The sequence below is a fragment of the Bradyrhizobium macuxiense genome (assembly GCF_007993935.1).
Classification (GTDB): Bacteria; Pseudomonadota; Alphaproteobacteria; order Rhizobiales; family Xanthobacteraceae; genus Bradyrhizobium; species Bradyrhizobium macuxiense_A.
Map to the genome: position 1 here is coordinate 148,701 of NZ_VITY01000020.1, position 6,000 is coordinate 154,700.

5 protein-coding genes and 1 pseudogene are annotated in these 6,000 nt (G+C 59.5%); 4 read left to right on the forward strand and 2 right to left on the reverse strand.

The features are described from left to right. Positions 1-80 precede the first annotated feature (80 nt). Both FBZ93_RS37060 and FBZ93_RS37065 read left to right on the forward strand, forming a co-directional pair. Positions 81-1,544, forward strand: a complete 1,464-nt coding sequence (locus tag FBZ93_RS37060) for an aldehyde dehydrogenase family protein (protein WP_146992370.1) — start codon at positions 81-83, stop codon at positions 1,542-1,544. A 417-nt stretch (positions 1,545-1,961) separates the two neighbouring features. Further along, the gene (locus tag FBZ93_RS37065; protein WP_146992372.1) at positions 1,962-2,723 is read left to right on the forward strand and encodes a hypothetical protein; all 762 of its coding nucleotides are present in this window, start codon (positions 1,962-1,964) and stop codon (positions 2,721-2,723) included. Between the two features lie 285 nt (positions 2,724-3,008). Here FBZ93_RS37065 and FBZ93_RS42035 read toward each other — a convergent pair whose 3' ends face one another. Then, on the reverse strand, positions 3,009-3,611 hold the full coding sequence (locus tag FBZ93_RS42035; protein ID WP_167529400.1) for a DUF2272 domain-containing protein: 603 nt from the start codon (positions 3,609-3,611) through the stop codon (positions 3,009-3,011). 225 nt (positions 3,612-3,836) lie between these two features. Then, the gene (locus FBZ93_RS37080; RefSeq protein ID WP_146992374.1) at positions 3,837-4,490 is read right to left on the reverse strand and encodes a hypothetical protein; all 654 of its coding nucleotides are present in this window, start codon (positions 4,488-4,490) and stop codon (positions 3,837-3,839) included. A gap of 405 nt (positions 4,491-4,895) precedes the next feature. Between FBZ93_RS37080 and FBZ93_RS37085 the strand changes: the two genes are divergently transcribed. Both FBZ93_RS37085 and FBZ93_RS42040 read left to right on the forward strand, forming a co-directional pair. Next, on the forward strand, positions 4,896-5,267 hold the full coding sequence (locus FBZ93_RS37085) for a YciI family protein (RefSeq protein ID WP_146992376.1): 372 nt from the start codon (positions 4,896-4,898) through the stop codon (positions 5,265-5,267). Between the two features lie 65 nt (positions 5,268-5,332). Then, positions 5,333-5,575 (forward strand): annotated as a pseudogene (locus FBZ93_RS42040) (hypothetical protein); the annotation flags it as partial. Positions 5,576-6,000: the final 425 nt, after the last annotated feature.

A 6,000-nucleotide genomic window follows, 5' to 3' on the forward strand; every position in this document is an offset into this window, starting at 1 on the left:
AGAGTTGCGCGGCCAGGGATACACGTATCGAGGGCGACTCAAAGATCACCCCGTACGGGGATCAGACTTGCGGGGATTGGATGCCTTCAGTTGAAGAGGCGCTGCCGCGCCATAAGGGAATATTCTATGGCGGGAGCTGGAGAGATCCGGTCTCTCCCAGCTGGGTCGAGATCATCGCGCCGGCAACCGGCAAGGTGCTGACGACAACAATGCAGGCGTCGGCCAGCGACGTGCCATTGGCAGTCGCGGCGGCGCGCAACGGCTTTGACGTTTGGAGAGGTGTTCCACCGTTGGAGCGCGCAGGGATTTTGCGCGAAATGGCCCGGCTGGTCCGCAACCATGCCAGGGAGTTCGCGCTCCTCGATGCTCACAATTGTGGTAGTCCGCTGCGTCATCTCGACTATGAGGCTGACCGGTGTGGCTTCGTGCTCGAATATTTCGCAGGCCTGGTCACGGAGATGAAGGGGCATTCGGTGCCCCAGGGCTTCGACTCGATCAGCTTTTCGGTCCGAGAGCCCTATGGTGTCGTTGCCCGCATCGCCGCGTCCAATCATCCCCTGCTCTTCACCGTTGGAAAGGCGGCCGCAGTCTTGGCGGCGGGCAACTCGATTGTCATCAAGCCTCCGCATCAAGCACCACTATCGGCCCTTCGAAGCGCAGAGATATTCGACGGATTGCTTCCACCGGGCGTTTTCAATGTGCTTACTGGTGGACGAGAGGTGGGCGCCGCGCTGGCGTCGGATCCCGGCGTAGCCATGGTAGGCTTGGTTGGAGGAAGCGACGCCGGACGTTCGGTCCTTCACGCAGCAGCAGATACCATCAAAAGAACCATCATGGAGCTCAGCGGCAAGAACGCACTGATCGCGCTCCCCGACGCCGATCCCGAGCGAGTTGCCGCAGGGATGGTGCGTGGCATGAATTATACTTGGTGTGGACAGTCAATGAGTTCGCCCACACGGGCCTTCGTGCACGCTGACATTTGCGATGCGGTCTTGGCGCGCCTTCCGGCGCATCTCGCTAAGGTTCGGCCCGGCCTGCCCGAAGATCCTCAAACAACGATGGGCAGCCTCATCGATCGAACCGCCTTCGAGAAGGTCAAATCTTACATCGCAATCGGGATCGAGGAAGGCGCGAAGCTAATATACGGCGGGCACCCTCCGACCGACCCAGCCCTCTCGACCGGCTATTTCATGCTTCCAACCATCTTCGCTGACGTGACGATGAACATGCGCATCGCGCGCGACGAGATATTCGGTCCGGTCCAAGCCGTTCTGAAATGGACGGACGAGGCCGAAATGCTGCGACAAGTCAATGAACTGGAATTCGGCCTGAGTTGCTCCGTCTGGACGCGCGACGTGACGCGAGCACATCGCATCGTGTCGCGCGTTGAAGCTGGTTTCTGCTGGATCAACGAGGCCTCACGCCACGCACAGGGCTCACCGTTTGGAGGGTACAAGCAATCGGGCCTCGGCCGCGAGGAGTGTTTGGAAGAACTGCTCGCTTTCACCCAGGAAAAAAACATCATTATTGGGCTCGGATCGTGAGACCCCTTTTCGCTCAGGATAGTCATCGCCACGATCTTGTGGCTGAGACGAAGCATTGAACCTCTTCGACAACAGCTTCCGGCTCCTCCCGCCGGGCCGAGGCATGAAACAGAACGTGTCTCGGCATCTGGGGCTCGGCAAGCATGTCGAGCCCCTTTTTTCTTTGATCGCGTGCGCAAGCTGATCGAGATCAGGTCGCTGCCCGCGGCGGTATTGCCAGCAGTCCACGGCGATGAAGCAATTTAGTCTCTGTATCCCGGAAACGAGCCTTGAGCACACTTGTGAATGCGTTTACCGTTTTGTTCTACGGCGAGTGTGACTTGGCGGGACACCGATGCCAAAATCCAACTTCCCGTACGTCTTAAGCGAACAGTTGGACCGAAAGGACCAACGTAGGATTTCGAATAGGAACGAACGATGACTTCTTTTGACGAGCCAGGCCTGATCGCGAAGCTGGTTGATGCAAGGTTGCGTGGCAGTCGGCTGGATCTGCCGGACTTGGATGGCAGCCTCCATGATGCCCAGAAACTTCAATTCGACGTCCTGGATCAGCTGCTGGCTAGCGGTGCTCACGTGAGCGGCTGGAAGATCGGACTGACCTCCGGGGCGGCATACGATTTGATGGGACCTGGGGTGCGGCCGGTCGGATACATACTGGCAGAACGCTCGCTCTCGTCCGACTCCAATTTAAGGCGGCCGCCCGGCCTTCCACTTCAGATCGAGCCGGAGATATGTCTCGAGATAGCGTCCCCTTTGCGCGGGAAGCATCTGTCCATCGAGCACTGCCGTTCCGCGGTGAAGGCGGTCAGGGCGTCTTTCGAGATCAATCAGTCGCGCGTGCCGATGCCTGGACGAAACAATCTATTTGTCGCCGACGACCTCTCAAATTGGGGATTGGTGGTGGGGAACGGCAAGGTTCCGGTGCCCTTTCGCTCGGCTCCCAAAGCCGAGCTATTCGTAGACGACAGGCTCGAACGAACAAGTCCGCCCGACCTGGTGATGGACGATCCCTACTTGTCGCTGTCGAGGCTTTGCGCCGCGCTAGACGACTACGATCGCGGGGTCGAGGCCGGCCAATATGTCATCACGGGCGCCTTCTTCCGGATTGCGATCGATCGGTCGGCGACCTATCGAGCCGCTATCGATGGGATCGGCGAGGTTTCTTTCACTCTTACCTAGCGAGGAGGCCAAGATTCCGGCGTTGAGCCGTTCAAGTCCGACGCCAGCCAACGCATCATGGTCTCGTCGGCCTTGCAAGGCGCAAACACCGGCCCATTTCCCCTCTGCAAAACCGGCCGCAAGGCTCGTTTGTGGGGGGATCACGAGATGCGACGTAGCAATAGAGAATGCGACGACCCCTGGGTCTTCCTTTCTCGCTGTTGCGCTCCACGCCGCTGAGGCCCAAGGTCTGCTTGAACCTCATTCAAGTAGCCGCTCATGGTTGCATGTTTCACGCGTTGATTGTCAAACGCCGTCCGGAACTGCCCCCTTTGCGTCATGAAGAACTGCCCCGACCATCGGGTTATGAGCTTGGTTGAAGGTTGCTTCCGCCGGTGACGGGACGGAGGGAGGCGGAGCCGACCGGAGGGCCGTCCCCGGCGGGCGGCGGCTTGATGAGGCCGCTCTTCCGTTTGGCGCGGAGCCGGTAGCTGTCGCCGCGGATACTGGGGGCTTCGGACAATTCGAGCCACCTCTGGCTGCCCAGAGCAAGTCTCCGGCTTGAAGCGTGCTAGAAGCCGGATCCATCAACTTCAGCTTAGAGTATGTATTCGGTTTCGAGACGATCGCTGCACAGTAGCCCCAGTGTGACCCGCTGTACGGGAAGCCTGTCCCGGCCGCCGCGGTCTTGAAGCAGAACGAAACGAAGGCGGCCGACCACGGGTAAGGCGAGTTTCCGTTCCTCGTAGGTTCGTCGACTGTGACCCAATAGTCATTCGCGAAGTGCACGAAGGGTTGCTCGGACTCGCGTCCCCCGATTCTTTTCGGGTCGTGGATAGGCGCGCTGGAAAATCCCCATCGCTTCCATTCGTTCGCGGCGGCGCTCAGGAGTTCGGATTGGATCGGCATCTAGGTAAAGTCTCCGTTCTGTCGGCTCCATTTCGTGGAGGTGAGCAGCGCACCCTTTGCGGCGACCTCCGCTTTCAGCGTCGCACACCGCTCCGGATAGGCTATACCGCCAAGCGCCAGGAGATTGGCCAGCGGCCGGCTCGAACCGAGCGCCGATTGAATTGCCGGGTATTTGGCGCGGCCTTGGTGCCTGATATCGCAGATCGCTAGGCAGACGTCGGCGCTTCAGCCGTCGAGACCCAGCCGGCCGTCGGCTTCTCGCATCAGGCGTTTGAATACGCCCACCATGTGCATCACCTGCAGATCCCGCGCCGGCGCGACGTTCGTCGCCCAATGAATCATCTTCGCCGCCGAGGCGACCTCGGAATCTTCCACCGCGGACATGGTGGGATTCAGATAGTCCATCAGCGGCACCGTCGAGTTCGCCGTCTCCATTGGCACGACGCCACCGCCCGAGGTCTTTACGATGCGACCATCTCTGACGCTTAGGTCGGGAAAGTAGTCGGCGTTTTCAGGCCGGCTGACCATGTCGCGGAAGAACATTACGAAATCACCGTCCGGGACGTGCGCTCCGAACTGACCGAAGCCCCAGGTGAAGCGGGCCCGATCATATGTATTCAGAGTGAGGAAGTTGCCGCCCTCGCATTTCGATGTCGGCTCGATGAAGGCGGCCCAAAATCTGTACATGCCGCGATAATCGGCTGCCCGATAAATCAATTTCGGCAGTTCGCGCCGGGGAACGTTGTACAGTCCCTCGAACTCGTCTCCGGAAGATTTCTCCCGATAGCTGGTTTGACATCCTACGAAGAATGGTGCCCCGCCATCGGCGCGCGAATTGAATATGTGACCGCTCCGCTCAAGCGTAAAATGGATGGCCATGTTGTCCATTTCCCCGATCTGGCGCTTCCTCGGATCGAACATGGCCGAAAGTGATGATGCCGCCTCCTAGGAACCTCACGGGGTCCACGGATCGACGTCGCCGCAACGTCACGAAGTCCCTAGGACTTTCCCGAGGATGGCTTCACGCCGCGACGGCCGCTTGCTGATGCTGGTCATTCCCGGCACGATCGTGAGTGCCCATAATCGCTGCGGTCACGGCGTGGATCGAGAACAACGGCTGTCTTACCTTCGGCGCGCCCCAGCTTTGCGTTGCCGGGAGCCCATCGGGGTCGGAGCCGGCGGATGGGCCACACAGAAAAATATTTACCGGTGTCGGACCGCTGCCGACTGGTTCGTCCTCAGGTCAGAGCAGACGTCCAATAGCCACATTTTTTGGAGGTAGTTATGCGGTACTTGTGTCTCGTCTACGGCACTGAAGACAGCTTGCCCGTGACGCAAAACCCCAACCCCATATCTCGAGCGGAGGTGGACGCCCTCACGCAAGACTCCTTGGCCTACAACGACTTGCTCCGCACGAGCGGTCACTTCATCGCTGCCGACGCCCTGCATTCCGTTCGGACGGCGACCACGGTGAGAGTGCGGGGTGGAAAGGTCCTCGTGACCGACGGTCCGTTCGCCGAAACCAAGGAGCAGCTGCTTGGTTTCGTTCTGATCGAAGCCAAGGACCAAGATGAAGCGGTCGAGGTGGCTTCCCGAATCCCGCTGGCGCGCCTCGGCAGCATCGAGGTGCGCTCAATTATGGACCTCGCGAGATAGGCCAGCCATAGCCCAGCGCTGGCAATAGCTCTGGTCGCCAGCATTGCTGATCCCACCACTTTCCGACCAGGACGAGCTTCTCGGCCTGGGTCCGGCTCGTGCCGAGGCAGAACTCGAGCGGGACAAAGACAAGCCTGCCAGTATCAGCAAGCAAGGTAAGCCGCGTCACATCGTCGGCCGTTTTCGATTTCTCGTCAATTTCATTGCATATATTAGGTGTCGCTCGCCGGAGGCACTCACCCTCAGGTCCTGCTTCATTGCATTCCGGCGTCGCGGTCACTGCCCCCAGCAGGTCCTTCTTTCCTTGAACAGCACCATGACCAACGACTTGTGTCGGCCTAGCCGTTCCTTTCCCAATCCTTCCAACTCGGAGGATGCCGGTCAAAGGTCCCGGTCCGTGTCAACACAATCGGTTCGCCTGCACCGCTACCTTTCCATGAGAGATTGACGAGCAGGGTTGCCGGCGGCGCTCTAAAGACGAGTTGGCCAGGCCTCCATACTCCAAACGCTCCTGGGTTATCTGGCTTACCCATCATAAGCGTGAATGGCATCCCCTGAATCAGGAAGTCGGCTGCCAATATCAGCGAGCGGGCTTGATCAATTCGTGTCTGAATCAAAAGACTATCCGTGTGGTAGATAGTCGTTCGTGAAGAACCGGCGCGCCGCCGGGCTCAGGCGATATTTGGCGCCGGGATGGTCTCGAGGAAGGCTCGGATGATGGCACGCAAGAGCT

Bases quoted from the DNA above. Each gene is read 5' to 3' on its own strand.
- FBZ93_RS37060 (WP_146992370.1), top strand. From the start codon at position 81: ATGCCTTCAGTTGAAGAGGCGCTGCCGCGCCATAAGGGAATATTCTAT.
- FBZ93_RS37065 (WP_146992372.1), top strand. From the start codon at position 1,962: ATGACTTCTTTTGACGAGCCAGGCCTGATCGCGAAGCTGGTTGATGCA.
- FBZ93_RS42035 (WP_167529400.1), bottom strand. From the start codon at position 3,611: ATGCCGATCCAATCCGAACTCCTGAGCGCCGCCGCGAACGAATGGAAG.
- FBZ93_RS37080 (WP_146992374.1), bottom strand. From the start codon at position 4,490: ATGGCCATCCATTTTACGCTTGAGCGGAGCGGTCACATATTCAATTCG.
- FBZ93_RS37085 (WP_146992376.1), top strand. From the start codon at position 4,896: ATGCGGTACTTGTGTCTCGTCTACGGCACTGAAGACAGCTTGCCCGTG.